Annotated in this window: 26 protein-coding genes and 3 tRNA genes; 5 read left to right on the forward strand and 24 right to left on the reverse strand. The window is 42.5% G+C overall.

The annotated features are described in order from the left end of the window. Positions 1-327 precede the first annotated feature (327 nt). A complete protein-coding gene (locus G630_RS0114700) occupies positions 328-738 on the forward strand; it encodes a hypothetical protein (protein WP_196805800.1) in 411 nt (136 codons plus the stop codon). A gap of 24 nt (positions 739-762) precedes the next feature. Beyond that, positions 763-1365 carry a hypothetical protein gene (locus G630_RS25440; protein ID WP_022762672.1) on the forward strand — a complete coding sequence of 201 codons (603 nt, stop codon included), beginning with the start codon at positions 763-765 and terminating at the stop codon, positions 1363-1365. Between the two features lie 3 nt (positions 1366-1368). Here the strand turns inward: G630_RS25440 and G630_RS0114710 are convergent. From G630_RS0114710 to G630_RS0114825, 22 genes are all read right to left on the reverse strand, one after another. Next, positions 1369-1451: transfer RNA gene (locus tag G630_RS0114710), tRNA-Tyr, on the reverse strand. A 4-nt stretch (positions 1452-1455) separates the two neighbouring features. Further along, positions 1456-1528 (reverse strand) — tRNA-Glu (locus G630_RS0114715). Between the two features lie 92 nt (positions 1529-1620). Next, complete coding sequence (locus G630_RS25105; RefSeq protein WP_196805803.1) at positions 1621-1797, reverse strand: hypothetical protein; 177 nt, start codon at positions 1795-1797, stop codon at positions 1621-1623. 349 nt (positions 1798-2146) lie between these two features. Then, positions 2147-2407: a hypothetical protein gene (locus G630_RS0114725; protein WP_022762673.1), complete on the reverse strand. Its 261-nt coding sequence runs from the start codon at positions 2405-2407 to the stop codon at positions 2147-2149. A gap of 134 nt (positions 2408-2541) precedes the next feature. After that, positions 2542-4212 (reverse strand): AAA family ATPase, encoded by a 1671-nt coding sequence (locus tag G630_RS0114730; RefSeq protein WP_022762674.1) that lies wholly within the window; start codon positions 4210-4212, stop codon positions 2542-2544. A gap of 186 nt (positions 4213-4398) precedes the next feature. Then, positions 4399-4581 (reverse strand): hypothetical protein, encoded by a 183-nt coding sequence (locus tag G630_RS0114735; RefSeq protein WP_026499017.1) that lies wholly within the window; start codon positions 4579-4581, stop codon positions 4399-4401. Between the two features lie 176 nt (positions 4582-4757). After that, positions 4758-5018 (reverse strand): hypothetical protein, encoded by a 261-nt coding sequence (locus tag G630_RS0114740; protein ID WP_026499018.1) that lies wholly within the window; start codon positions 5016-5018, stop codon positions 4758-4760. 150 nt (positions 5019-5168) lie between these two features. Further along, complete coding sequence (locus G630_RS0114750) at positions 5169-5696, reverse strand: hypothetical protein (protein ID WP_026499019.1); 528 nt, start codon at positions 5694-5696, stop codon at positions 5169-5171. 134 nt (positions 5697-5830) lie between these two features. Then, positions 5831-5977 carry a hypothetical protein gene (locus tag G630_RS24785; protein ID WP_022762679.1) on the reverse strand — a complete coding sequence of 49 codons (147 nt, stop codon included), beginning with the start codon at positions 5975-5977 and terminating at the stop codon, positions 5831-5833. Next, positions 5977-7440 carry a leucine-rich repeat domain-containing protein gene (locus tag G630_RS0114760; RefSeq protein WP_196805801.1) on the reverse strand — a complete coding sequence of 488 codons (1464 nt, stop codon included), beginning with the start codon at positions 7438-7440 and terminating at the stop codon, positions 5977-5979. The genes G630_RS24785 and G630_RS0114760 overlap by 1 nt, the downstream gene beginning before the upstream one ends. 64 nt (positions 7441-7504) lie before the next feature. Next, a complete protein-coding gene (locus tag G630_RS0114765; protein WP_196805239.1) occupies positions 7505-7747 on the reverse strand; it encodes a hypothetical protein in 243 nt (80 codons plus the stop codon). Positions 7748-8259: 512 nt separating this feature from the next. Continuing rightward, entirely contained in the window at positions 8260-9093 is an 834-nt protein-coding gene (locus tag G630_RS0114775; RefSeq protein WP_026499021.1) for a deoxyribonuclease IV, read from the reverse strand. A gap of 36 nt (positions 9094-9129) precedes the next feature. Continuing rightward, positions 9130-10554: an AAA family ATPase gene (locus G630_RS0114780; protein WP_026499022.1), complete on the reverse strand. Its 1425-nt coding sequence runs from the start codon at positions 10552-10554 to the stop codon at positions 9130-9132. A gap of 219 nt (positions 10555-10773) precedes the next feature. Continuing rightward, a complete protein-coding gene (locus tag G630_RS24790) occupies positions 10774-10932 on the reverse strand; it encodes a hypothetical protein (protein WP_155831998.1) in 159 nt (52 codons plus the stop codon). A gap of 76 nt (positions 10933-11008) precedes the next feature. Further along, positions 11009-11947: a phosphatase PAP2 family protein gene (locus G630_RS0114790; RefSeq protein ID WP_026499023.1), complete on the reverse strand. Its 939-nt coding sequence runs from the start codon at positions 11945-11947 to the stop codon at positions 11009-11011. A 45-nt stretch (positions 11948-11992) separates the two neighbouring features. Beyond that, positions 11993-12391, reverse strand: a complete 399-nt coding sequence (locus tag G630_RS0114795) for a (deoxy)nucleoside triphosphate pyrophosphohydrolase (protein ID WP_026499024.1) — start codon at positions 12389-12391, stop codon at positions 11993-11995. 73 nt (positions 12392-12464) lie between these two features. Continuing rightward, complete coding sequence (locus G630_RS0114800) at positions 12465-13739, reverse strand: hypothetical protein (protein WP_026499025.1); 1275 nt, start codon at positions 13737-13739, stop codon at positions 12465-12467. A 641-nt stretch (positions 13740-14380) separates the two neighbouring features. Continuing rightward, positions 14381-14893, reverse strand: coding sequence for a nitroreductase family protein (locus tag G630_RS0114805; RefSeq protein ID WP_026499026.1), 513 nt, complete (start codon positions 14891-14893; stop codon positions 14381-14383). Positions 14894-15517: 624 nt separating this feature from the next. Beyond that, positions 15518-17332 carry a leucine-rich repeat protein gene (locus tag G630_RS0114810; RefSeq protein WP_026499027.1) on the reverse strand — a complete coding sequence of 605 codons (1815 nt, stop codon included), beginning with the start codon at positions 17330-17332 and terminating at the stop codon, positions 15518-15520. A 152-nt stretch (positions 17333-17484) separates the two neighbouring features. Beyond that, on the reverse strand, positions 17485-18702 hold the full coding sequence (locus G630_RS0114815) for an RNA-splicing ligase RtcB (protein ID WP_026499028.1): 1218 nt from the start codon (positions 18700-18702) through the stop codon (positions 17485-17487). A 69-nt stretch (positions 18703-18771) separates the two neighbouring features. Then, a complete protein-coding gene (locus tag G630_RS0114820; protein WP_026499029.1) occupies positions 18772-20229 on the reverse strand; it encodes a DUF2828 family protein in 1458 nt (485 codons plus the stop codon). A 188-nt stretch (positions 20230-20417) separates the two neighbouring features. Continuing rightward, a tRNA-Ile gene (locus G630_RS0114825) sits at positions 20418-20481 on the reverse strand. A 237-nt stretch (positions 20482-20718) separates the two neighbouring features. Here G630_RS0114825 and G630_RS0114830 point away from each other — a divergent pair. The 3 genes from G630_RS0114830 (at position 20719) to G630_RS0114845 (ending at position 22717) form a co-directional block, all read left to right on the forward strand. Further along, positions 20719-21705, forward strand: coding sequence for a WYL domain-containing protein (locus G630_RS0114830; protein ID WP_026499030.1), 987 nt, complete (start codon positions 20719-20721; stop codon positions 21703-21705). Between the two features lie 456 nt (positions 21706-22161). Next, positions 22162-22425, forward strand: coding sequence for a hypothetical protein (locus G630_RS0114840; RefSeq protein WP_022762696.1), 264 nt, complete (start codon positions 22162-22164; stop codon positions 22423-22425). Between the two features lie 49 nt (positions 22426-22474). Beyond that, positions 22475-22717 (forward strand): hypothetical protein, encoded by a 243-nt coding sequence (locus tag G630_RS0114845; RefSeq protein ID WP_026499031.1) that lies wholly within the window; start codon positions 22475-22477, stop codon positions 22715-22717. Here G630_RS0114845 and G630_RS0114850 read toward each other — a convergent pair. Beyond that, the gene (locus G630_RS0114850; protein WP_026499032.1) at positions 22710-23225 is read right to left on the reverse strand and encodes an O-acetyl-ADP-ribose deacetylase; all 516 of its coding nucleotides are present in this window, start codon (positions 23223-23225) and stop codon (positions 22710-22712) included. The genes G630_RS0114845 and G630_RS0114850 overlap by 8 nt on opposite strands. Then, positions 23222-23383, reverse strand: coding sequence for a hypothetical protein (locus tag G630_RS24795; protein WP_022762698.1), 162 nt, complete (start codon positions 23381-23383; stop codon positions 23222-23224). Before G630_RS24795 ends, G630_RS0114850 begins: the two co-directional genes overlap by 4 nt. Between the last annotated feature and the right edge of the window lie 23 nt (positions 23384-23406).

The raw sequence follows: 23406 nt of genomic DNA on the forward strand, positions 1-23406 counted from the left end.
CTAATACTTTAAAACACCCTACAGCTGTATAATGAAAAAGGCTGTATCGTGGCAGTAAGGGCCTGGCTTATCGCTAATGCGAGTTCACCTCACCCTCTGACGGTACAGCTTTTTGATTGCCGGATAATCCTCTGGCTTATTTGTCATGGCTATATGTTAAATACCTGTTTCGGTTTGTCAAAAATACAAGCTGTCTACTGAAAGTTTATAACTGTCTTATGGAATTCCATATCTGTCATAATTGGTATATCAATTGTCTAATTTGATTCCACCAATTCCATAAATCTGTCTACAAAAAGTCCTTGATTTTTGAACCGGTTTACTGATATGACCAGAATGTACAATTTCATCTACAGAGATACCAATGAATCCGTACAAAAAGGTGATACTATCGTTAAGATAGGTTATTACTTTAACGAAGGTACCTTTGCACAGAGCTCTGTTTTTGATATTACAGAGGGAGTCTTCTATGTTGACGATCTGACAGCTCACAATATTCCTGACGGGGTAAGAGAGGAATTAAAAACCTTTGCAGAAAGATATCATTTGGATGAATGGAATAAAATACCTGTAGATGAGCCTACCGATCCTGATAGCACCGCAAACTATGCATGGCGCCTTGTATTTGTGACCGAGAGCGGCAATACCTGCTCCTACTATGGCGGGCTTGGGTATACAGATCCCAAGGGTTCTTACGATGCTATGTCAGAACTTACAGCAATGATAGAGACAATATGAATTTATTGATTGGAGGAACCGAGGATGGAAAAAAAGAAAAGTAGACATAGTCTGTTATGGGCTGTCATTTTCTTTATTCTTTGTTTTGCAAATAGCTGGTGGAGTGACACGCTGTTTGATAACCTATTTATTTTCGCACTATTGGTATACCCAATACTTTTAATCATACTGATTGTTTGCATTGTCAAAATCATTAAAGACTTAAAGGGAGAAAGGACAGTTCAGGGCGGCCTGGCATTGGTTTTGCTTATAGGAACATACTCTGTGTGTTCCCTTTTCCCTTTTGGGGCAGTCAAAGTAAAGGCTGACTACATGCGCCTTACGCCAATGAGACAGGAAGTGGTGGACAAAATATCTAGCGGAGAAATTGGCGGATCATCAGCTCTGGTCAACCTGCCTGCCAAGTATAAACGGGCATCAAGTGATGGCACGGTCTATGTCTATGAAAATGACAAAGATGGTATAGAAGTGGGATTTTGGGAATTCAGAGGGATGCTATCCGGTTCCAGAATTGTGATGTATGCTGATGGAGGTGAAGCGCAGATCCGAGACAATGAAGGCGGACATCCCGTTGTATCAGTAGAGTCCTTAGGTGGCAACTGGTATTATGTAGTGACAGATTACTAATAGTGGGCAGGGTGAGACTCGAACTCACGCTGTTTCTCTTGTCAGGGTTTTACAGACCCCTGCCTTCGCCGCTAGGCTACCTACCCAAAATGATCCCCACCGGACTTGAACCGAGTATCCCAGCCTTGAAAGGGCTGTGTCCTAACCTTTAGACTAGGGGACCGTGCACGGAGCCATGTTTACTCACAGCTCCACTATATAATTTTATATTAGGCGCTGACTTGCGCCTGAATACCGGTATCAATAACAATAATGTCATCCATAGGAACACCTAAAACACCGATAAGACAATCCGGCATCCTGACGCAACTTTGCTATGTTTTTTCCGGTTGCCACCATATCAATGGCAGGAATTGTAACCATGTTGATCTCCTTTCCTTTCTGCAAAAAAATACCGCCTGCCTCATCAAAGGTAAGCGGTACGCAAAACATGTTTATCTATCTGCTCTGATCCTATTGTCTTTGGATCCGTGCTAAAACAACACTTTCTCGCATTTGCCTATCTTTAAATGAGCGCATGAAATCAAATCCCCACTCATATTTATACTGGAGTGCTGATTCATAACTTTCATTATTCAGGCAATACATGCGATTAATTGTTGTCATGTCTCTTTCCTTTCCGGGAGCCTTCTGTCTGCTCCGCTTATCTCTTTCTATATCATATAGTAACACCGATATACTTAGCAGTCTATTATACTCGTAGTATAAAACTCCTTAGTAAAAAAGCCCCTCCGCCATTTAACACCGAAGCTCACTCCTTCCAAATACAATAGCCCAATCCTTAAACAGAATTATCCTTTTTTAGCTTCTGACTCCGACGATATAAAGCAAAACTGATGCAGATCGCCGCAATTGAAATAATCAGACATGTATACAGAACCGGTCTCAGAAGGGTAGCATATTCTGTTTCCTCAAAGATTCCATCCATATGCAGTTTTATTGAAAAATAGATCCAGTAGGCCGTAGAAGCAAAAGCAACAATCCATAAACCTACACGAATCACAAATAATCTCTTTATCTCTGCACTTATTTTATCCGACATCACTCGTCTCCTCAGAATAAGATATTCAATAATCACGATACCAATATTATAAGCTAATCTAACCTAAATCCCAATGTCAAAAAGAGCTCTCAGATCATATGTCTGAGAGCTCACATAATACCTAATCTTGTTATTTATTTTAATTTCTTAACCTTTGCCTGTTTTTGAAAAAATGCCACGCCATAACACAATATCTGTTCATATCCATATAGGCCTTCAGCATACTTCATGTCAATTATCTGTTGAATTGCTTCATTGCAATCTTTATCCAAATCCGATTCCTTTTTAGACTTCTTCGCCTCAATAATGATTGCCCTTCGATTCTTTTTATCCTTCAATAAGATATCCGGTCTGCCCAAGCCCTTTTCCTTATTAGATTCGACATTGTAGCCTCTTCCAACAAAAATACCTGCAAGGAATGCATGATAATAATCTTCATGATAGTCGTTATAACTAATTGTATTCCATAAAAGATCTGATATTATCTTAGTTGCTTTATCCTGATTGTTTTCCCATAATGCCAATAACAATTCAGAAATTGATTTCTTATCAGCAGTATCATTAAAAAATTCCACGACAGTATCTTCAAAAATCGTCGCTATTTCCATATTTGGAATACGAAGCGATACTGTTTCCGAGGCTTCACTCTGATCAGCCTTTGAAACATATCCGGTCATCAGAAGAACACTCCACAGATTATCTTCTGATGAATGTAATGTATCATATGTTAACTGATCCGTTATCTTTGATATTACAGATCCGCCGTTTAACAATTCTTCAAATTTATCAGCAACATCAAAATCTGTACGTTTAACAAATGTAAGCAAAATGCTGTTATGACTTGTATTTTTCCAATAATTCTTAGGTAATAGATTAGTATCCTTTTTCAGATCTGAAAGATAATTTATCACATCCCAGGGACAATATAGCGAATTGCTTCCAAAAATATATCCGTTATACCATTCTCTAACTGATTCCTTTACATCCTCTCTACCTGCTGCAGCAAGAATTTCATCAACATCCTTATCAAGGAACCCAAAATATTTAGAAAAACCCTCATCTAAAACCGAATAGGATGCAAAATTATTTGTTCCAGTAAATATACTCTCCTTAGCAATGCGAAGGCATCCTGTTATTACAGCAAACTGCAAAAACTCATTATCTTTAAGAGCACTACTCATTATCCCCTTAATCACATCGAGCATCCTTGAATAGTAAGAATTCTCTCTTGTATCCTTTTCACTGGCTTTCGCAAGCGGTACATCATATTCATCAATTAGGAGAATTGAATTCTTACCATAAACAGCATTCATCATTCTCATAATTGTTTTCAGCGAATTCTTTACATCCGCTTCATCAGCTTCCTGAGCCTTAAGCTTCATAAAAATTCGTTCATCATCTTTATCAACTACTGTATCAATAAAAATTGGTGCAAGCTCTTTACAAAGATCTGCCAGCTTGGTCTCCAGCATTTTATATGCACCTTCAAACGTCTCAGCTTCCACGTCCTTAAAGGAGACAAATAGCACCGGATACTGATTCATCCACGTCTTACAAAAGTCTTGATGCCCAGAGATATCAAGACCATCAAACAAAGTATGACTATCCTTCCTAATATTGAAGAAGTTTTCCATCATACTCATCATCAATGTTTTACCGAATCTTCTAGGTCTGGTAAATAAACTTACCGCATTATCAGTATCATGCACAAGCTCATATAAAATCTCGGTCTTATCAACGTAATAATTACCGGATTCTCGGATATCTCTAAAATCGGATTTACCTACACCAACTTTAAACTCCATCTTCTGGCTCCTCTACATCTATCTCTGTTCTATGAAAATTATAAAATTTATACATAGCTCTTTCAAGAAGTTAACTTACCCATATCGGCATTTTTTGCTATTTTTTGCAGGTAATGGTACATTCTCTAACTCCTTTACAATCCCCCATACATATCTGTTTGGGAGAATTCCCCCACTTAATTAACTTTATCTAGCTTCTTCCCTGAATCCAAATATGATTCTGTATGGCTTAACAAATTGATCCTTAGCTTTTAGTACATCGGGCGTTATGGGTCTAGCAATACTACTAGCCTTTACCTTTTCGTACCATGCCTTAACTTCACCATCAAATCTTTCCATTTCTTGTAAATCTGTTTGTATTGCAGTCATTGCGTGCCTCCTAAAAATTTAGATTGCGGTCAACTTCTGTACATCAAAGCACCACTACCACTGCCCACAATTTAACAAATTTGTTGTCCAATAAATACACCTTGCTGAAAATCAATCCAATAGTGAAAATAGCATCCGATCTATATTCATAGCTTGCCTATAGGTTTCCGGTATAGTCAAGAATGTCTCTTTTGCATTATTAAGTATAGTGATCCAACCACGTTTCTCGTTCCATGGTTATCCGTAAGCCCCTGATCATCCATATATGAGAGAAGGGCGAACATCTCCATCCTAGTTGCATTTTGGGGGTCTACATCATTTATACGGACTTCATATTTTCCCACTTTTACCACAGGCTCTGCTTCAGATACTCGATTCACACCATATTGAACACTTTGATTCCAATAGTAATCAGATGCTAGTGCGTTTATTTCCATTATGAAAATCGCCTCCTTCTAGCAAAAAAGCGTGCCCTTTCATAGGATGATCCAATCCATTGAAAAGACACGCATATCCATTGCTATCTATTTTATCGGTAAAAACACTTAGAATCTTTAAAGTATTATTTGTAGTCTGCTCCTTTCCCATCAGTGATGATCATTCCAATAGTCTTCAGCTGCGTCATAAGCTTCGTCTTCATCGTCGTAATCATCTTCGTAATCATAGAATTCTTCGTACTTATCATCAGCAAAATCCTGAGCAGACTTGTAACTGTAAACATCATAGGAATCATATGTCTTCTTGGAGCTTGATGATTTCTTAGAACTCGAATATGACTTCTTGCTGCTGTATGATGAACTGCTGCTTGATGACGTGGAAGGTTTATGTACATAACAGTAGATGCTGCCTGTACTTCTCTTCCTGGTACATCCTGCCTTAGCACAATTACTTACAGTAGTACTTGAATAAGACTTAGAACTGCTCGAATATGAACTACTTGAAGAACTCGTCGAAGGTTTATGCACATAGCAATAGTAACTTCCGGTACTTCTCTTTCTGGTACATCCGGGCTCTACACACTTACTACTATATGCACCTACGCTCATGGGTATACTTCCGAAAATGGTGATTGCTACAGCGACTACTGTAATGAAAGAAATAATTGTCTTCTTCATGATCCCGCCCTCCTGAACTACTGCGAAAACGGTGTGGTATCTCTATATACAAGATAGACCTTTTATATTACCAATTATATATCTGTTTTGGAGAATTATGTATTCCTATTTTTCTTTATCCTAAACTGTGCTAATCATCTTACATTTTTAAACTCTTTCCTCATCTTCTCCACATGCTTTTTCTGCTCTATTCTGTCACTTCCAGTCGTATCGAATTCCATCAGCCCGATAATGTCAATATAAAAATAGAGGGCAGACGAAAAACATCTGCCCTTAGTCATTATCTTTTCTTATATTTTATCCCCTTAACAGGCTTGCTCTTTTTTAAGAGCTTCACATACTTGTCATAAACCTTTTTGGGAATGGATGCGGTTGCCCTCTTTCCAATATTTCCAAAAGCCTTTGTTCCAATCTTATTAACCTTTTTACCCGCAAATTTGATCTTTTTGAGATTTCTGCAGTTATAAAATGCTTTCGCGCCTATCTTCCTTACATTCTTGGGTATTGTTACACTCTTGAGACTGGAGTTGTTACTATAAGCCCCGTCGCTGATCTCAGTTACCTCATATCTGTACTCCCCTACTGCTACATAAGAAGGGATACTGTTTCCACTACCCTTAACAATAGCTGCCTCTGTGCCATTTACGACAATGGTCTCACCCGACACTGCAACATGCTCACCACTATAAAAATCTGACACAGCAGTTGGGTTAACAACAGATTTTGCAGCCGTATTCTGAGAAGGAACATTGGTACTATTAGCCGTATTGCCTTGCGCCGACTCAGGCCCGCCTTCTGATACAGCATTATTCTGCTGTTCCATACTGTCATCATCAGCAGCCACACCACCTTCAGCAGCAGTAGTTTCCGTAGCAGATGATGAAAGCGCATATTTAGTGCCATTTGCAACAGGCGGTATCAAACCACGATAATAAGCGGTAACATCTGTTGCACTCCCATTATAATGAACATGATAATGATTCTCCATCTGTTGATATGTTTTTAAAAAATTATCATAAGCCGGTGGATAGCCATCCCCATTATCATCCCATGTAGCATCTACTTCATACCACTCGCCATCTTGTAACTTCACAAGATTCCATGCGTGGTCCATCCCCATTGACCGTCCATACTGGAGAACACATTCGACATTACTCATATGGCAAAGCAAAGCAAATGCTCTGGCATAACCTTCGCAAACAGCCCCGCCCTCAACTAATGCCCCATACGCCACCTGTTTGTTAGTAGCATTAGAAACATACGAACAATTATTAACCAAATGGTCATGGAGTACCCTAACCTTCTCATTATCCTCACATCCCGCAACAGAAGCTGCAATACCTGCTGCCTGATTCAATGTAGCATTAACAGCATCAGCATCAACAATCATAGCCGTGTTATTCGAATTTACTCTCGAAAATAAAGCCGGATGGTCCATCTCATACGCATTTCTTGATATATTACAGTCCTCATTGCTAATGCCATACTGCTCATCCGTAATACCCATTTTTTCATCAATCTGATAAGCAAAAGGCCACCCATTACCTGTTTCTGCTATTATCTGACCTCTTACCCTATAATATTCCTTTAACTTAGGATCGAGTTGTTCATAATAATACCCCGTCTCAACAGCATAAGTATTCCAAGTCCTGGCATTTGCCATTGCATCAGCCTTAATCGGCCTTGATATAAAAGCTGCTGCCGATAAAACAACTGCGGCAGCAGTCAGTAAACACTTCTTCATAATTCCTTTCCTTAATAAATCACATTCTAAACCATTATCACCACAAATATATAGCTTATGATTGTTATTGTAAAGCCTTTTCATTAAAATCCTCCCGGTATATTATTATCCTAGGCTTTACAGCATTAACAAGATCATCAAACAGTTCGGAGTCCATGTCCAGAAGCTGCTTTGTCATTCCTCCGGTCTCATAACCTTTTCTATATCCAAGGCAATAGTTTGTAAAAAGGATTCTCTTTCCGGGATCCTTCTTTCCAACATCGCATCCCAGGCACTGAAACAGATCCTTTAGATTTCTGTCTGTCAAACTTCCATAATCGTTATAAAAAGTGTCTGTTTTATTATCCTGCAAACACTATACTTCAAAGGCACGCATTAAAGCTGTCGATTATGAAAATCCCTTCAAGTCCGTTTTCGTTGGTGGGAAAAACTACAAGAATATTTTTAACAATCAGAAGTACTCTTACGTGGTTATTACTACTTTGGATATAAAAAAATCACAGGTAAAAAGGCTCTAAAAATAACCATGAAAAATGGATATAAACTTTTAGAAAATAAAAGATGGTCTCACTACCAGGCGAAAAATGGAAAATCAGTACCATCCTTCAAGAATGGAAGAACCATTAATTTTTCAAACATCACGTTCATAAACATTGCTTACAAGGACAAAGAGGGCTACATCGGTTCGGCAGGCTTCAACACACAGCAATAGGTAGTGTTACAGTTCAGACCTTAGCTTGACACACAACCCTAACGATTAAAAATCACATATCAAAACGGTCTTCTTATCTCAAGCCAGGGTCTGAACTGTAACCGAAATCAGGCTTGAAACCATCCCTTCACGATCGCTATCTCCTGCACATATCCCTCATCATCATTAGGGGTCTCCAGGATGAACGGGAGGCCCTCGAAAGCAGGGTGCATCGCAAACCTCTTCATGGGTTCCATGCCTATCATTCCCTGACCGAGTTTTTCATGGCGATCTTTTCCGGAGCCTCGTTCATTTTTGCTGTCGTTGAAGTGAACTGCCTTAAGTCTGTCTAGACCTATGATATTGTCAAACTGTTCAAGGACGCCATCCAGGTCACCTGCGATATCATAGCCGGCATCCCAGGTGTGGCATGTATCAAAGCAGACTCCGATTTTGTCCTTGAGGTCCACGAGGTCAATTATTTTCCTTAGTTCCTCGAAGCTTCTTCCGACTTCGGAGCCTTTTCCTGCCATGGTCTCCAGAAGGACTGTGGTCTGCATCTCAGGCCACAGAGCTTTGTTAAGGCCATCCGCTATCTGCTCTATTCCGACATCCGCTCCCTGTCCTGTGTGTGAACCGGGATGGAAGTTGTAATATTGCCACGGAAGGTATTCCATTTTCTCCAGATCTTTTTTCAGCATATCAAGGCCGTTGGCCCTCGTGTCGGGATTTGCCGAGCAGAGGTTCATGGTGTAGCTGGCATGCGCCACGAGTTTTCCGAATCTCTTTTCAGAAAGGAGCTCTTCAAGCGCCTTAACGTCGGCGGGATCTACATCCTTCGATTTTCCTCCCCTGGGGTTTCTCGTAAACCACGAGAAGGTGTCTCCGCCAAACTCCAGCATCTGACGGCCCATGGCCTCATATCCATTTGTAACCGATAAGTGACAGCCTATATGAATCATTTAAATCTCTCCAAGTATTGTGTTATAGTGTCTTCATCAATCCTCAAACAGCTCATCCCCAACTATTATATTCTGAGCAATTCCGGAGTACTCGTTTTGCTTATAACCATTACCGCAAATAAGTGTGATGTGAATTGCTTCCTTTGCTCCGGTTTCATCCTGAAATTTCTCTATTCTATTCCGGATCTTTTCATATTCTTTTTTATCGAGCATATACTCTTTGTTAGTGAACTTCATTTCACAGATGTTTATTACACCATCCTTGCGGTATATTATGAGATCAATCTGAGCTCCTTTATCTCCTTCCTTACTTCTCCAGGAAAATTCATTTGTCTCAATGCCGCTTATTCCAAGCGCAGCCTTTATCTGATTAATATGATTCAGACATACTATTTCAAAAGAATTATCTCTCCAGGAATTATATCCCGGAGAATTTATATACTCATTCCATGAATCAAATTTCTTATTTTCTATAAACGCTATGGCAAAAAGAGTGAATGGATCTATAAGCTGGTAAACAGCATTATTCTCTTCTTTTGTATAATTGGAAAACCTACGGATAAATCCACACTCCTCAAGCTCACGAAGATTCTTGGTCAGTACCGATCCTCCCCCTATTGCCTTTTGTTTTGAGAGCTCCGTCCTAGTCATGCCTTCTTTCTTTTTCGCCAAAGTCTCAAGGATGGCAATATGCTTTTCAGGCTTAGCAAACAGCGAATGGAACAGATTATAGTATTCATTATGAAGCTCTCCATATTCCTTAAAACACAGTTCATTAATATTCTGTGCCAGAGAAAGCCTCGGATCCAGGCGGTTGAGATAATGCGGAACACCACCAAACACCATATAACTCTCGATCATCTGGCTCCTGGTCATGACCACTTCATTCATCTCAAAAAGTTTCTCACATTCTGCCAGTGTAAAGGCTACTAAATGAATACGTCTTGTAACCCTGTTATGAAATCCCTTTTTGGAAGTCAATAAATTAGTTATTATCCATGAAGTCGCACTTCCGCACACGATCAGCACCAGATCCTCCTGGGCAGATGCCCAGCTGTTCCAGAAATAATCCAAAGCACTTTTAAAGTCAGACCGTGCCGTGTCCATCCATGGCAGTTCATCCAAAAATATCACCCTTTTGTTGTTTATAGGCTCGCGATACACCTTATCACTTTCAAGCAATTCTCTCAGCCATGCAAATGCCTCAAACCAGTCCTTAGGAGGTGTCTTGCTCACATATCCACATGTCTTGAGACTCTCATTAAAGGCACGTAATTGTCCTTTAGTCTTTTCATCCGTAAGACCCGTGGTATAAAACGAAAACTGCTGATTGAAATACTCTCTTATCAGGTATGTCTTCCCTACTCTTCGTCTGCCGTATACGGCAACAAATTCCGGGCTCTTTGACTTGAGGCACTGCAGCAATACATCCTTTTCATGCTTTCTTCCAATTATCTTCATAAGCGCCCTCTTTTGATCATATTGCGCCAAAACATATTCTTATAGTATAGTTTTGGCGATTTATAATGCTTATTTACATTATAAATCGCCAAAATACCATTTTCAAGCATGATTTTCCGCAAGTATAGTCAACTCGATTAGATATCCAGAGCTACGTGGTATCCCCAGTAAACCGCGTTGGTAATTGTTGATACTCTTGAAGCATCGCAGATAACGCCGTCAGCTGTTACCCTGAGCGCCTTGTGGGATGTATTTAGGTCCTATGCATCCGTCGTTGGCGATGTCGGTTCCTCCCATGGGCGCTGAGAACATTCTGTTTCTGAAAGTCGTCCGCCCTATTGTTATCGGCTTTGTAAGATTGGGGAATTTTCGCTCCATATGTGTACCTCTCTAAAATGCAGTTACTGCTACATATTTTCTCTTATACTTGATTTGTTTCTTCGCCTGATCTGTGTCATGCATTCGCATTTTTCCTGATAACAATCGGCCAGATCGCCACAACAAAGAACCACATGATGGCTCTTGAGATGAAGTGTCCCCAGTGTCCGCCGAGGGCCTGAACGATTGTTGCAGGTGCCAGGAATTCTTTCCAGGAAAATACGATCATGAAGCCGATGAATCCGAGAATGGGAAGATTTTTGGAGCCTTCCGGAATCTCGTAGTGAATATAATGGCGTTCAATATAGCTTCCTAACAGAAGTCCGAAAAATGCACCGCATTGTTTGAATGTGTCGTTCATCATTTTTTTCGGATTCACAAGTAGCTCGCCATCCACATAGTCCATGGGATAAGCCTTTACCGAGATGTAGATAAGGGAAGCTATAACCACGAGAACTCCGACGATAGTCAGGATGTCCAGAGTTTTTTCATTGCCCTCGATTTTCTTCTCAACAACTCCGTATACAAGGATGATGATTAAAGTTGCACCAAAGCCAACGACCACGTCCTGCGGGGTATGTACGCCCAGGAAGTTTCTTGAAAATCCGGTCAGCGCGATCAGGATGCCGCAGGCATAGGTCAGCCATTTTCTCTTTTTATGCTGCCACGCTATCGTTGTGCCATAGACAGATGTCGCCTCGGTGGTGTGTCCACTCGGGAAAGAATACCCGGTTGCGGCAGTCTTGGAGTCTCCTGCGGGTTCGATCAGGTCGGAGCGGATCCAGGGTCTGTATGCGCATACCGTGAGCTTTAGAATTCCGTTCACCACGTTTGCGATGCCGAAGGTGTAGATGAAGCGATAGCCCCACTTTTTGTCCACGCACCAGAAAATGATGAACGGCAGGAACGGCATTACATCCACCGCGATTTTCGACAGCGCATTGAAAAATTCGTCAAAAGTGCCGCCTGTTGCGTTCCTAAGTTCCTGAAGCCATAACAAGTACTGAATATCCATTACAAATTCCTCCTCATTAGAATTTTTTCTTGTATAAGTACTTCTTCATATATATTTTTTGATTTCTTGTATTAGTCCTTCATCAGCCGGTAGCCAGTCAAGGGTGTCTATGTCGTCTTTGGTTACCCATTTTGCTGCCTCATGCTCGAGAAGTGAGAGTTCTCCGCTTTTCACAGTTGCAAAGAAGCAGTGCATATGCAGATGGAATGTTGGGTAGTCGTAATCGACGATGCTGATGAGGTCATGCACTTCTATGTCTGTCGCAAATTCTTCCTTTATCTCTCTTATAAGCGCATCCTCCGGGGTTTCGCCGTCTTCGATTTTTCCGCCGGGAAATTCCCAGCCGTCTTTGAAGTCACCATAGCCACGCTGGGTTGCAAATATTTTTGTTTTGTTTTTGTAGTCGTCACAGATTACGGCTGCTACTACGTTTACTGTTTTCATGGGTTATGTCCTGTTATTGGGTTATGTTTTTTGGGCTGGGGCTAGTGTGCCGGGGCTCGATTCTGTTTTGTTGCTAGATTCCGCAGATGCGCAGGGGTTCGCCGGACAGTTCCTCATAGTGGATTCCTGCTTCATCTAGTTCCTTCAGGAAGCAGTTATAGTACTCCTCTGATGAGAACGGCTGCATTAAGGCTATGAAGAAGCTGTGGTTGATGCAGGTAATCTCACAAAGGATGTCTGTAATCTTGGATAGGGCTGTCACGACATATATCTCTTCGATGTAGGGATCAAGCGGGCCAAAGCTTCTGCCGGTTACATAGGATACGCAGATGCTCGCCAACGAAATATCAGGTGCGGGTGGCGTCTGCTGCATCTGCTGAATCTGCTTGATCTCATAAAGCGCGTTTTCAGGCTGAATCTGCAGCATCATCTGTCCGCGGGCTATTGTGCAAGCCTTAGTAATGTCGGTTAAGTCCCTGTTCTTGGGGAAGTCCAGTCTGCAGTCCCCCGCAAACATGCGGTAATTGTCATGATTTCCAAGGATTGCCTTGCGGTCGGTGCATATAGAAACAGTGACCGGCTTTTCATCATTCGTTTTATATCGTCTTGCCGCTTTCGCCAGCATAACTGAGAAGAACACGTTTGGACTTCCGTCTTTGTCCCTGCAATATTGCATGATTTGTTCTTCCGGGAGTTTCAGGTAGAATGCTCTCTTTTCATAGTCTTGTTCATTGACCAGGCGTAGGAAGTCTGTGATTGGTTTCTTTTGGTAGAATGGCTCTTCCACTTCTGTGAAATCTATGTCCTTGAAGGGGTCTCCTGTTTCTGATTCGGGTATCGTGTCGCCGGGCAGCCTGAATCCTTCTGAATTGAAGGTCTTCCCGGTCGCCTTCGAGAGGTACAGATACATTGCACTTTTTATGTAAGGCATGATCCCCGCCCCATCTGTCAGGCCATGATCTATCTCAAATGCAAGTCTTTTATTCTCGTATTTCCAGGCCGCGAGGTGATAGTTTGACTCTGCTGAGTTTAGTTCTATCGGCTCCCAGGTGTTACGTATTGTCATTGGAAGGTCGTTGGGGATGGGGATGAGGTCGGCCGGGTTTGTAGGCTGGCTGCATTTGCCTGCTTCTATTGGCTGGCCGCCGGCTCTGTTTTCTTCTGTTGTCTGGCCACCGCCTCTGCGCCCTACCTTCACATAGAAATAAGGGAACCTCTCTCTGAGCTCCTCTACCACTTGCCTTAGAATCTCACCATCTACTTTCTCTTTGAGCACAACTATCACACCCATGGTGTTGTGAGTCTCTGGTGATGATATATTTATTTGAGGTTCGTAGTATTCCGACATTTATTTCCCCTCATTATAGTGTTTGCTTCAGTCCGTAAATCCAACTCCTAATATTTTAACATTTTTACGACGACTAATTACCATTTCCTCGTAGGTTTTATATTTTTTAATGTATCCTGGTATGGCATATTCCGACCCTCTACCAAGATATTAGTGATAACAAATATTTCTTGGTACAGAAATTCTATTTAATTGCCAAGATAAGTCTATATTAAGATATATCTTGGTATTGCTTGTTCTAGGCACTACCAAGATATTTGTGGAAACAAAAATATCTTGGCATAGAAATTCTATTTCTTTACCAAGATAGAACCAAAACAAGTAATATCTTGGCACAGCTAGTTCCAGCTGCTACCAAGATATAAACAAATCAAAAATATCTTGGCACAAATAAGCCCTTTCCTTACCAAGATAAATCTAAAACAAGAAATATCTTGGTTCAACTTGATCCAAGCACTACCAAAATACTTACGAATACAACATTTTCTTGGTAAGGGGCCAGCTCCAAGATACCCCTGCGCTCAGGCGCGTCTTAAAAACAATGAGCTACAAAAAGCCTAACCAGCTTTTCATAGCTCATACACATTAACCTACATTATTCACATATACTCTCAAGCATGCACAGTAGCATACATTCTACCTTAAATATATGTAACTGTCTCTGACAATTCTTTTCTGCTGTTATGGTTATCGAGCGGACCGGCTCCTTCAGCGGCATATCCGAGATCGAGGAGCATCAGAATCTCTTCGTTCTCCGGAAGGCCGAGGTCTTTTGCCAGCTCATCAGGATCAAAGAAATTGAGCCAGCAGCTGTCGACGCCTTCATTTGCTGCAGCAAGCATAAGATGCGTTGCCACGATGGACGCGTCCTCGATGCCTGAATCTCTCTTGCCGCCGGGATATGTGAACACATTGTTCTTGTCAAAAGCCACAACGAGTACTGTTGGTGCTCCATAGCGGCACGGAGTAGCCTTATCAATTTTAGCAAGATACTCCTCCGACTCGATTACATATACATGCTGTTCCTGCAGGTTCTTTGCTGTGGGAGCAAGTCGTCCTGCTTCAAGAATTGTATTAAGTCTAGCTCTGTCAACTTTTCTGGTATCGTACTTTTTACATGAGTAACGATTCTTTACAACATCACTGAATTCCATATTATAATTCCCCTTTCGCTTGCTTGGGCCCGCCAATGGCAGGCATGAAAAGATACAATTGCATTATATTTTGCACAATGTAATTGCATCACTCTGTAATCATTTTTCAAGTATCGAATTCAATTATGAACTCCTTGCACGTCCAAATGCCAAGATATAGCTCAAGCAAAAAATATCTTGGTTCAGCTTGTTATGGGCTATACCTAGATACTCGTGAAAAATAATATTTCTTGGTTCAAAAAAGTCATTTCATTACCAAGATAAAACTAAAGCACGATATATCTTGGTATGACTTGATCCAAGTTCTACCAATATATTTGTGAAAGCAAGAATATCTTGGCACGAAAAAGCTATTTTATTGCCAAGATAAATCTAAAACAAGAAATATTTTGGTACAGCTTATTTAGACCACAACCAAGATATTCGCTTAAGGCAAAATTTCTTGGTTCCAAAATAGCAGTTCATTACCAAGAAAAAACAAAAATAAGAATTATCTTGGCATATACAGCAATTCCATTACTATTACCATTTCCAATACCAAGATAATTAGTAAGAAGCTCGGAACTACGCCTGCAAAAAAATAGAAAGGGGCTGCCGCGGTAGCCCCTTCCAATGCAATCGTATTTATTTATAACACTCAATAATTTTCTCGTATTTGAATTCAGCACTCTTGGCTCCGGCCTTTTTTATCTTTTTCACCATTCTGTTAAACTTCAACTTCTTGCTTGCGTATATCGTGATGGTTGCACCTTTCTTAATTTTTCCGAAGGCCTTGTCCCTTATGGTAAGATTCTCTGATTTAATGATTATTGTGCCAAGTTTTGAGCACTGGTAAAAGGCCTTTTTGCCAATGAGAGTTACTGTTTCCGGAATTACGACCTTAGTGATTTTCTTATTAGCGTTAAGGGCTTTAGCGGATATAGATGTTACTGTATACATAATGCCGTTTTCATCCGTTATAGTTGCCGGAATTGTGAGCTTTTTGTCCTTCTTATTATTTTTTAATCCCGCGAAAGCTACTGTTGCAGCGCCTTCAGTATTGGAAGTAACTACAAACTTGTAATTATTCATGCCGGCAACTTCAATCAGTGTGCCTATATCTTTGGGTTTCTTAGCCTGGTCATTGTTCTGGTTTTCGTTCTGTTGAACGGTAGGCGGATTCTCCTGCTTGCCTCCATTGGAGGATCCTGACTCTCCGCTATTTCCTGCCCCTGATTCTTTTCCATTTCCTGAACCGGACTCTTTTCCATTTCCTGAGCCGGACTCGCCGTTATTTCCGGAGCCCGATTCTTCCTCGTTGTTATTAGGTTTTTCTTCCGTATCAGAAAGGTTGATTCCAGTATCCTTGGATAGCGGTTTCGGCTTGCCGTTTACTTCAATATCAAGAAGCAAAGCAAACCAGTCATCTTCTGAAGCATAGCCGTTATATTTCACCTTTACGGTTTTGGAATTAGTCTGAGTTATCTTAAAGCATTTCTCAGATTCCGGATCATACCCATCCAGTGACCATTTGTAAGTTATGTTCTTGGAGCCGGCGTTCTTGATATTTGCCGTAATTGTCTTCTCTGCGGCAACACCTCTGACAAAGTACAATTCCTCCGGAGAGTAGGTTACTTCATACAAATCCTCCAGATAAAATTCAAGAGTCATAGTGCGAAGGTTCATCATTGTCTTTCCGGTCTTTGATTCCAAATAAAATTCCATATCTGCCGCATAAAGTGGATAACCGCAATCATCGTTATCAAGGCCATTCTCAGCAACAATGTTTGCAGCGTCATCCATCAGCTTTACAGTAATATCCTTACCTGTTTTGCTCACAGAAAAAATGTCATCTGCATAATCTCCGGAAAGATCCCAGGAAATCATGTCTGGATCTATGTTGTCAGAAACTTCCATTTTTACAGTGCGTGTCGGAAATTCTGTGCTTACTCGGCACGCGTCAGCAATATAGAACGCCGCGTCTAATGCAAAATTAATTGAAATTTCCCTCACCAGGGGCTCTTCCAGATCATCACTATATACAGTCAGAGTCAGCTCTCCGTACGCACATACCTCGCCGCCAAGCTGCCGCAAAGCATCTTCCTTTGTAGCAATAGCTATGGTGTCCCCGGTAGCAGAACCATCTATATACAGATATTTTTGTATGTCCTTGCTAAGTGTCCACTCATACTCAGAATCCGAAACGGTATTTTCAAGCTCCTCATCCATAAACACTGCAGAATAAGTGGGGCCTTCTCCATCACAGATAGTATCTTCATCAATTATCTCGCCAAATTCATTCGCAATTCCAATAGCATAATCAGAAAAACCTATTTCGTACGGATCTTCCTCTTCTGCATGAGCAGTCAAAGTGAAATCTCCGGCCCCTAGAACCCCAGGGCCTGAAAGTGCCAGAACGGCAGCGCAAACAATAGAAACCAGACGTCTCTTTTTCTTCATATTTATTTCCCCCAATGTCACAAAAAGAATCATGACTTAACGCTACAAAAACAATTATAAATTACGCCGGCATCAGAAAAATAGGCTAAACTATTAACAAAATTGCTTAGCCTATATTGTTCATTATTCAGTTTTCACGGCTTATGTACATATCAGTTTGAGGCCTTGAAGTTGTAGATCGGCTTCATGACGTCCACGATCTCCACCGACTCCCCTATCACGTCGATGATGTCGTCAAGGGATTTGTAGGCCATGGGGGCCTCGTCGATTGTCGCCTCGCAGACGGATGATGTGAAAATTCCCTTCATTGACTCCTTGTACTCCTCCATGGAGAGGTTGTTCTTCGCAGCGGTTCTGGACATGATTCTTCCTGCGCCGTGGGGTGCGGAGTAGTTCCACTCAGGGTTACCCTTGCCGATCGCAAGCACGGATCCGTCTCTCATGTTGATGGGGATCAGAACCTTCTCTCCTTTGTGGGCTGCGATTGAGCCTTTTCTTAGGATCATCTCGTCGGTGTCGATGTAGTTATGTATCGTGTGAAAAGACTCCCCGCCTGACAGACCTGATTTCTCAAGTAAAATCTCGGCCATTTTCTCGCGGTTTCTCTTGGCAAATCTCTGGCATATCTCCACGTCGTGAAGGTAGCCCTCAAGATATTTTCCTGTTAAGTAGCAAAGATCCTCGGGCATGGTTGAAGGAAACTCAACATACTTTTTATGGTAGAGCTCTTTAAGTGCAGCCTGGATCTCGCCTCTTCTGCCCTGCTCCTTGTAGGTTCTTATGAGTTCATCCCTCGCCTCGAGATAATCTCCTATACCTTTTGCAAGGTCCACGGCGAGTGTCTGATAGAGCTCAGCAACCTGTTTTCCTAAGTTTCTGGAGCCCGAATGGATTATGAGGTACTGGGTCCCATCGGCAGCTCTGTCCACCTCGATGAAGTGGTTACCGCCGCCGAGTGTCCCGAGGGATCTCTCGAGACGCTTGGTGTCTTTCAGCTGTCTGTAGCAGCGAAGCTCGGTTAAGTCGAATTTCTCGACTCTGCCCTCCCAGACCTCTCTTCCTGAAGGCACGGTAAAAGCCGCCATATCAAGCTTCTCAAGGTCAATGTTCTGTTTTCCGAGATTAACTGTGTACATGCCACAGCCCAAATCCACGCCCACGACGTTGGGCACGGCCTTGTCTGTGATGGTCATGGTGGTTCCGATTGTGCAGCCCTTCCCGGCATGGACGTCGGGCATGATTCTGATCTTGGATCCCTCGGTCATGGGGTAGTCGCACATTCTTCTTATCTGCTCGATTGCCTCGTCCTCGATTACCTTAGCGAAGCAAAGAGCAGTGTTTACTTTTCCTTTGATCTCTATTGTGTTCATTGGTTTTTTCCTTTTTGTCAGAGCCGGGAGTATTGCACGCTCTCGGCTGTTTTCTTTTTTGGGTCCCGGCTATGCGACTATTCTTTCATACCTTTTCGATGAAAGAACGCTCATCATGAATTTGTAGGGTTCCAAATCGCCGTCTTTTAACATTGAAAAGATCTGCGGATTGCAGCCTGATACAAGCGCCACGCCGCGGTCATTCATTTTTACAGGCTGCTGCTGATTGCGGCTCGACACGTTCCAGAAAACTATCTGGGGAAGCTTGAAGCCGTATCTTGCAAACTGCGCCTTCGCGTTCTCAAAATTGGTCATTCCGGAATTATTAGCACAGCAGTCGAACTCCATGTCGGAGATGATGTAGAGTTTCTCCGGCATATCAGCCTGCGTGAGTTTGTTGTTTACGGCAGTTCTTAAGATTAGCATGAAGGTCTTTTCGATGTCAGTGTTGCTGACTTCGTTGAACCGCATGCAGTAGCGGACTTTTTCCACTATGTCGCATCCCTTGATCTCCACGAGTCTCGGGTTCGCCGAGAAGGTGATGAAGTGATTATGAAAAGCGCCTGTATTTTTCTCTGCAAAATAGATGCCAAGTGACTGCGCAACTGCTGCCGGCGTGGGATTGTCCCAGCCGTACATTGAGCCCGAGCCGTCGACAACTACGAGGGAGTTCTCCGCGCCCGCAAAGTTCGGGAGCGCGTTCCAGGTAGCGTTCATCGCCTGTCTCTCTTCCACGCTGAAGTTTTTACCTCTTCTGTCTATCACGGGTGCGATTACATCATAAGGTGTGAGCGCGCCTGTATTCATGACTGAAGGGTCTGCCTGCGCTCTATTTATGAAAGCCTGATATCTCTCGCCGTCATTCCTGATGAAGGCCTGTCTGTACTTGTAGAGCGCCTTGGAGGGCTGCTTCTCGTAGTCAAAGGTGTAGTCCTTCTCACGGAGGTTGTTCTCTATAATCTTGATCTGCGCTCTGAGTGCCGACAGGGTTCTGCGGTACTCGGAGTCAGTCATGCCAAGGGCCTTCGCGATCTTCTTTGCATTTCTTATGGCTTCCTTGTTGCTTGCGTTGATGGAAGGGAGCCATTTTGCCAAGAGAGAGATGTCAGTGGTGGCGTTCATATCTGAGCGAAGTGTTTGCTCTATGTAGTTCATGACTTCTTTTTCCACAGGTGTGTCCATGAGCGCAAGAAGATCGTCGTATCTGCCGTACTCCGCAACGTTCGCGATGTTCTTTTTCACAGACTCAGGATCTGTAGCGGCGAGGTACTTAAGGATTACCTTGAAAACTCGTCTCTCACCGAGGCCGCCTCTGATGTCTCTTGCAAAGAAGAGCATTTTCATCGCAAGGTCCGCATCCTCAGCGTACGCCTTCACGAATCTGGTGATGATGTCTTCCTCGGAAGCTCTTCTGAGCGCGCCTATTGTTGCGAAAAGATCAAGGCAGTCGGACTGTGTTGAAACATAGGTAACTGCGCCGTTCTCTGTATATGTGATGTTTGCTTCTTTCTTTAAGAATGATAACATGTTGGTTTCCTCCTGTTGTTGCTCACAGATCTGTAGCTTCCATGAGCCGCTTTTCAAGATACTGTTTTTTACGCGCCGCGGGCTCTTACCCCGCAATGCCTAAATCATGCTACAGCTGACTTTTCAACGCGTCCCTAGTTAATTGCTGTTAGTATCTTCTTTTTTCAAGACACATACACCCTTCCGGGCTGGAGCGGGATTTGAACCCGCGATCACGGATTATTCATCCGGTGCTTCACCTCTTAGCTATCCTGTAAGTTAGTTGCTGTCTGTGTCTTTGTAACTCGCCAGGCCTGTTGTGACTTGACTTTGTGACTCGCCAGGCCGCTTGTGACTTGGCTTTGTCTTCGTTGTGACTTAATCATAGCGCAGTGTATTGGAGATAAAAAGATGCAGTTTGACTCTTTTCTGCGACCCCAATATAATGTTATAAATGGTTTAAATATGTTTTTTATGATGTAATATACATCCCCATAAAAGAGGCGCAATATGACAGAAAAGTATAAAATCTATCTTTCAGAGGATACAAAATCAAGACTTATAAATGACGCTGAACTCTTCGAGTTCACCAAGAATGACGAAAGCGTGAATCTCAACGCTTTTCTCAAGACGCTGATTGTGAACTACTTTGATCAGTATAGGCACGACAGCGAGGCGCTGCTCGCGAATATTATGCAGGATCTGAGCGAGCTTTCTTCTATTAGTAAGAAGGATGCAGCTTTTCTTGCAGATAAGATCGTGAGCACATATATCAAGGCCGATCACCTCCAGAGAGGCAAAAACTCCGCGCTCACCCTGACTGTGAGCGGGTCTTCTTATGAAATTCTGAAGATAATCGAGAACAATATGCTGGCAGAAACTTCTCTCTCGCAGTACCTCAAGGACATGTTCAATGCTTACTTGTCCATTCCGCGAAGCGAGCGAGAGTCCATCATTTTCAAGGACAGCTATGAGGATATTTCGCGGGCACTGAAGGAGCACCGGGTCCTCTCTTTCACAACCACAACCTCCGGCGACAACAAGGCTTACTATGTTGAGCCCTATATCATTGCGCCTTCCAAGGAGGAGCAGTGCAACTATTTACTGTGCTTTGACAGGCGCGCCAAAAAGCCCAGGACTTTCCGCATCTCCAGACTTAGAAGTGTCTTTGTGACCTCCGATACTTTTGCTGTTAATCCTGACATTCAGGAAGAGCTTCGGGAAAAGGCCCTCCGCAGCCCTCATTCCGTGGGTCTTACCGTGCAGGCTGTCGTCCGTCTCAACCCCTACGGCGTCAGAAAGTTCAAGGCAATCACCAAGAACCGCCCACTTGTCTCCAAGATTGAAGGCGACCTCTATTACTTTGATTGGCCCGAGCTCCAGCTTGAGGAGTACTTCAAGCGTTTCGGCCGCGACGCCATCGTAATCGAGCCGGAATCCCTGAAGGAGAAGATCAGGAAGTTCTATTATTATGGGCTGAGGGAATATAGTAGGTGAGGAGTTTATAGCTTGTTGTGCCAAGATACGATTGCTTTTCTTGTTTTCTTGGTAGTGTTCAAAACTTGTTGTACCAATATATGTTGACTATTCTTTATATCTTGGTAGTGCTTGGAAGCAGCTCTACCAAGATATTTCTTTTTTCCACTTTATCTTGGTAGCAAAAATTCTTTTTCGTACCAAGATTTTTGTATTATTCTTATTATCTTGGTTGCTCATGAAGTAGTCACTACCAAGATATTCTTCATTTTCACTTTTTCTTGGCATCAAAAAATCTTTTCCATACCCAGATCTATGCATTATTTATGTTATCTTGGTAACCCATGATTTCTGCATAAATCCACTTAGCAATTTTCCTTCGGAAGATTTACCTTTTTCCTTCCACATTCCACATTTCACAGTTTTTATGTAGTATAAGAGTCCGAGGGTATGAAAATTTTATAAGGGGAGCGAGGAATGAACAAAATCAAGAGAAATCTTTTATGTTTCACCACAGCTATGCTGTGTCTATTTTCAGTAATCGGATTAACAAACTTCACCGTTATTGCAGCAGAAACATCCGCGGCTCAGACAGAAACGCCTGCAGCCCTGGTTGCACCCACCAATCTTAAATGGAGTGATGATCATCACGCAATTTTCACAGTCGTAGATCAGGAAGCTTACTATTTTGTTTACTTGGAGAAAGATGGCAAAACCATCATGACCTGGCATTGGGGATGACCTGATCCATCCGAGGTTCAACAGTGACGGAACCATTTCATTTACGATCATGCACTTCAGTACTTTTGCCTTTGCTGAGAGACAGACTGTAGGTGCTGTTGAGCAGGGCTCCGACGGAAACAGCTATGAAGTTATCGGTACAAACACAATTGAATTCACTGGTCCGAAGAACAAGAATATTAAGAAGATAAACGCGAACGCAAAAGTAAAGGTTCCGAAGAAAGTTCTTAAAGCCTACAAGAAATTCCTTCCCTCAAAAGGCCTTAAGGGAAAAGGACAGAAGATCAGTTAAACATTTCCGCCGCGGTTTTCTGATAGATCAGATAATCCTCTTCCGAGAAATTCACGATGGTTATCTCTATCTCGTATTCGGCGTTTTCAGCAATCCAATCATTAACAGCGGCGAGGGCAACCTTTGCCGCTTCTTTTTTGGGATACCCGTAAACTCCTGTAGATATTCCAGGAAAAGCGATGCTGTGAAGGTCATTCTTTTTTGCCAGCTCCAGACTGTTCCAGTAGCAGTTACGAAGGTCCTTCGGATCCGAGGCACTGCCGCTGTAAATCGGTCCCACAGTGTGAATGACATGCTTCGCAGGAAGGTTGTAACCTCCCGTGATCTTGGCCTCACCGGTTCTGCAGCCGTTAAGCGTTCTGCACTCGTTCAAAAGCTCCGGACCCGCAGCCCTGTGTATTGCGCCATCAACGCCGCCTCCGCCGAGCAGACTCGAGTTCGCTGCGTTAACAATCGCATCTACTTTGAGTTTAGTTATATCGCCTGCATGATAATTTATGCTGCTCATTTTTCTTCCTTCCCTTCTGTGTTTCCATCTTCTTCAACAAGCACAAACATATCGTCAGGTTGCTTGCATCTCGGGCACACATCGATATCACGGATGCTTTTTCCTTCCTTCTCCTCATCAAAAATGTAACCACACGCTCTACATCTGTAAACTGCCATAAGCACCTCCTCAGTCATTTCCC

Source organism: Butyrivibrio sp. WCD2001, assembly GCF_000424485.1.
In the GTDB taxonomy this organism is placed as follows: Bacteria; Bacillota; Clostridia; order Lachnospirales; family Lachnospiraceae; genus Butyrivibrio.

Excerpts from the sequence above, each read along its gene's own strand:
- G630_RS0114775 (WP_026499021.1), bottom strand. The coding sequence starts at position 9,093 with ATGATTCATATAGGCTGTCACTTATCGGTTACAAATGGATATGAGGCC.
- G630_RS0114815 (WP_026499028.1), bottom strand. The coding sequence starts at position 18,702 with ATGAACACAATAGAGATCAAAGGAAAAGTAAACACTGCTCTTTGCTTC.
- G630_RS0114700 (WP_196805800.1), top strand. The coding sequence starts at position 328 with ATGACCAGAATGTACAATTTCATCTACAGAGATACCAATGAATCCGTA.
- G630_RS0114790 (WP_026499023.1), bottom strand. The coding sequence starts at position 11,947 with ATGGATATTCAGTACTTGTTATGGCTTCAGGAACTTAGGAACGCAACA.
- G630_RS24795 (WP_022762698.1), bottom strand. The coding sequence starts at position 23,383 with ATGGCAGTTTACAGATGTAGAGCGTGTGGTTACATTTTTGATGAGGAG.
- G630_RS0114750 (WP_026499019.1), bottom strand. The coding sequence starts at position 5,696 with ATGAAGAAGACAATTATTTCTTTCATTACAGTAGTCGCTGTAGCAATC.
- G630_RS0114845 (WP_026499031.1), top strand. The coding sequence starts at position 22,475 with ATGCACTTCAGTACTTTTGCCTTTGCTGAGAGACAGACTGTAGGTGCT.
- G630_RS0114760 (WP_196805801.1), bottom strand. The coding sequence starts at position 7,440 with ATGAAGAAGTGTTTACTGACTGCTGCCGCAGTTGTTTTATCGGCAGCA.
- G630_RS0114800 (WP_026499025.1), bottom strand. The coding sequence starts at position 13,739 with ATGTCGGAATACTACGAACCTCAAATAAATATATCATCACCAGAGACT.
- G630_RS0114735 (WP_026499017.1), bottom strand. The coding sequence starts at position 4,581 with ATGACTGCAATACAAACAGATTTACAAGAAATGGAAAGATTTGATGGT.
- G630_RS0114730 (WP_022762674.1), bottom strand. The coding sequence starts at position 4,212 with ATGGAGTTTAAAGTTGGTGTAGGTAAATCCGATTTTAGAGATATCCGA.
- G630_RS0114820 (WP_026499029.1), bottom strand. The coding sequence starts at position 20,229 with ATGTTATCATTCTTAAAGAAAGAAGCAAACATCACATATACAGAGAAC.
- G630_RS0114780 (WP_026499022.1), bottom strand. The coding sequence starts at position 10,554 with ATGAAGATAATTGGAAGAAAGCATGAAAAGGATGTATTGCTGCAGTGC.
- G630_RS25105 (WP_196805803.1), bottom strand. The coding sequence starts at position 1,797 with ATGTTTTGCGTACCGCTTACCTTTGATGAGGCAGGCGGTATTTTTTTG.
- G630_RS0114805 (WP_026499026.1), bottom strand. The coding sequence starts at position 14,893 with ATGGAATTCAGTGATGTTGTAAAGAATCGTTACTCATGTAAAAAGTAC.
- G630_RS24785 (WP_022762679.1), bottom strand. The coding sequence starts at position 5,977 with ATGACTAAGGGCAGATGTTTTTCGTCTGCCCTCTATTTTTATATTGAC.
- G630_RS24790 (WP_155831998.1), bottom strand. The coding sequence starts at position 10,932 with ATGGAGCGAAAATTCCCCAATCTTACAAAGCCGATAACAATAGGGCGG.
- G630_RS0114795 (WP_026499024.1), bottom strand. The coding sequence starts at position 12,391 with ATGAAAACAGTAAACGTAGTAGCAGCCGTAATCTGTGACGACTACAAA.
- G630_RS0114850 (WP_026499032.1), bottom strand. The coding sequence starts at position 23,225 with ATGAGCAGCATAAATTATCATGCAGGCGATATAACTAAACTCAAAGTA.
- G630_RS0114810 (WP_026499027.1), bottom strand. The coding sequence starts at position 17,332 with ATGAAGAAAAAGAGACGTCTGGTTTCTATTGTTTGCGCTGCCGTTCTG.
- G630_RS0114840 (WP_022762696.1), top strand. The coding sequence starts at position 22,162 with ATGAACAAAATCAAGAGAAATCTTTTATGTTTCACCACAGCTATGCTG.
- G630_RS0114830 (WP_026499030.1), top strand. The coding sequence starts at position 20,719 with ATGACAGAAAAGTATAAAATCTATCTTTCAGAGGATACAAAATCAAGA.
- G630_RS25440 (WP_022762672.1), top strand. The coding sequence starts at position 763 with ATGGAAAAAAAGAAAAGTAGACATAGTCTGTTATGGGCTGTCATTTTC.
- G630_RS0114740 (WP_026499018.1), bottom strand. The coding sequence starts at position 5,018 with ATGGAAATAAACGCACTAGCATCTGATTACTATTGGAATCAAAGTGTT.
- G630_RS0114725 (WP_022762673.1), bottom strand. The coding sequence starts at position 2,407 with ATGTCGGATAAAATAAGTGCAGAGATAAAGAGATTATTTGTGATTCGT.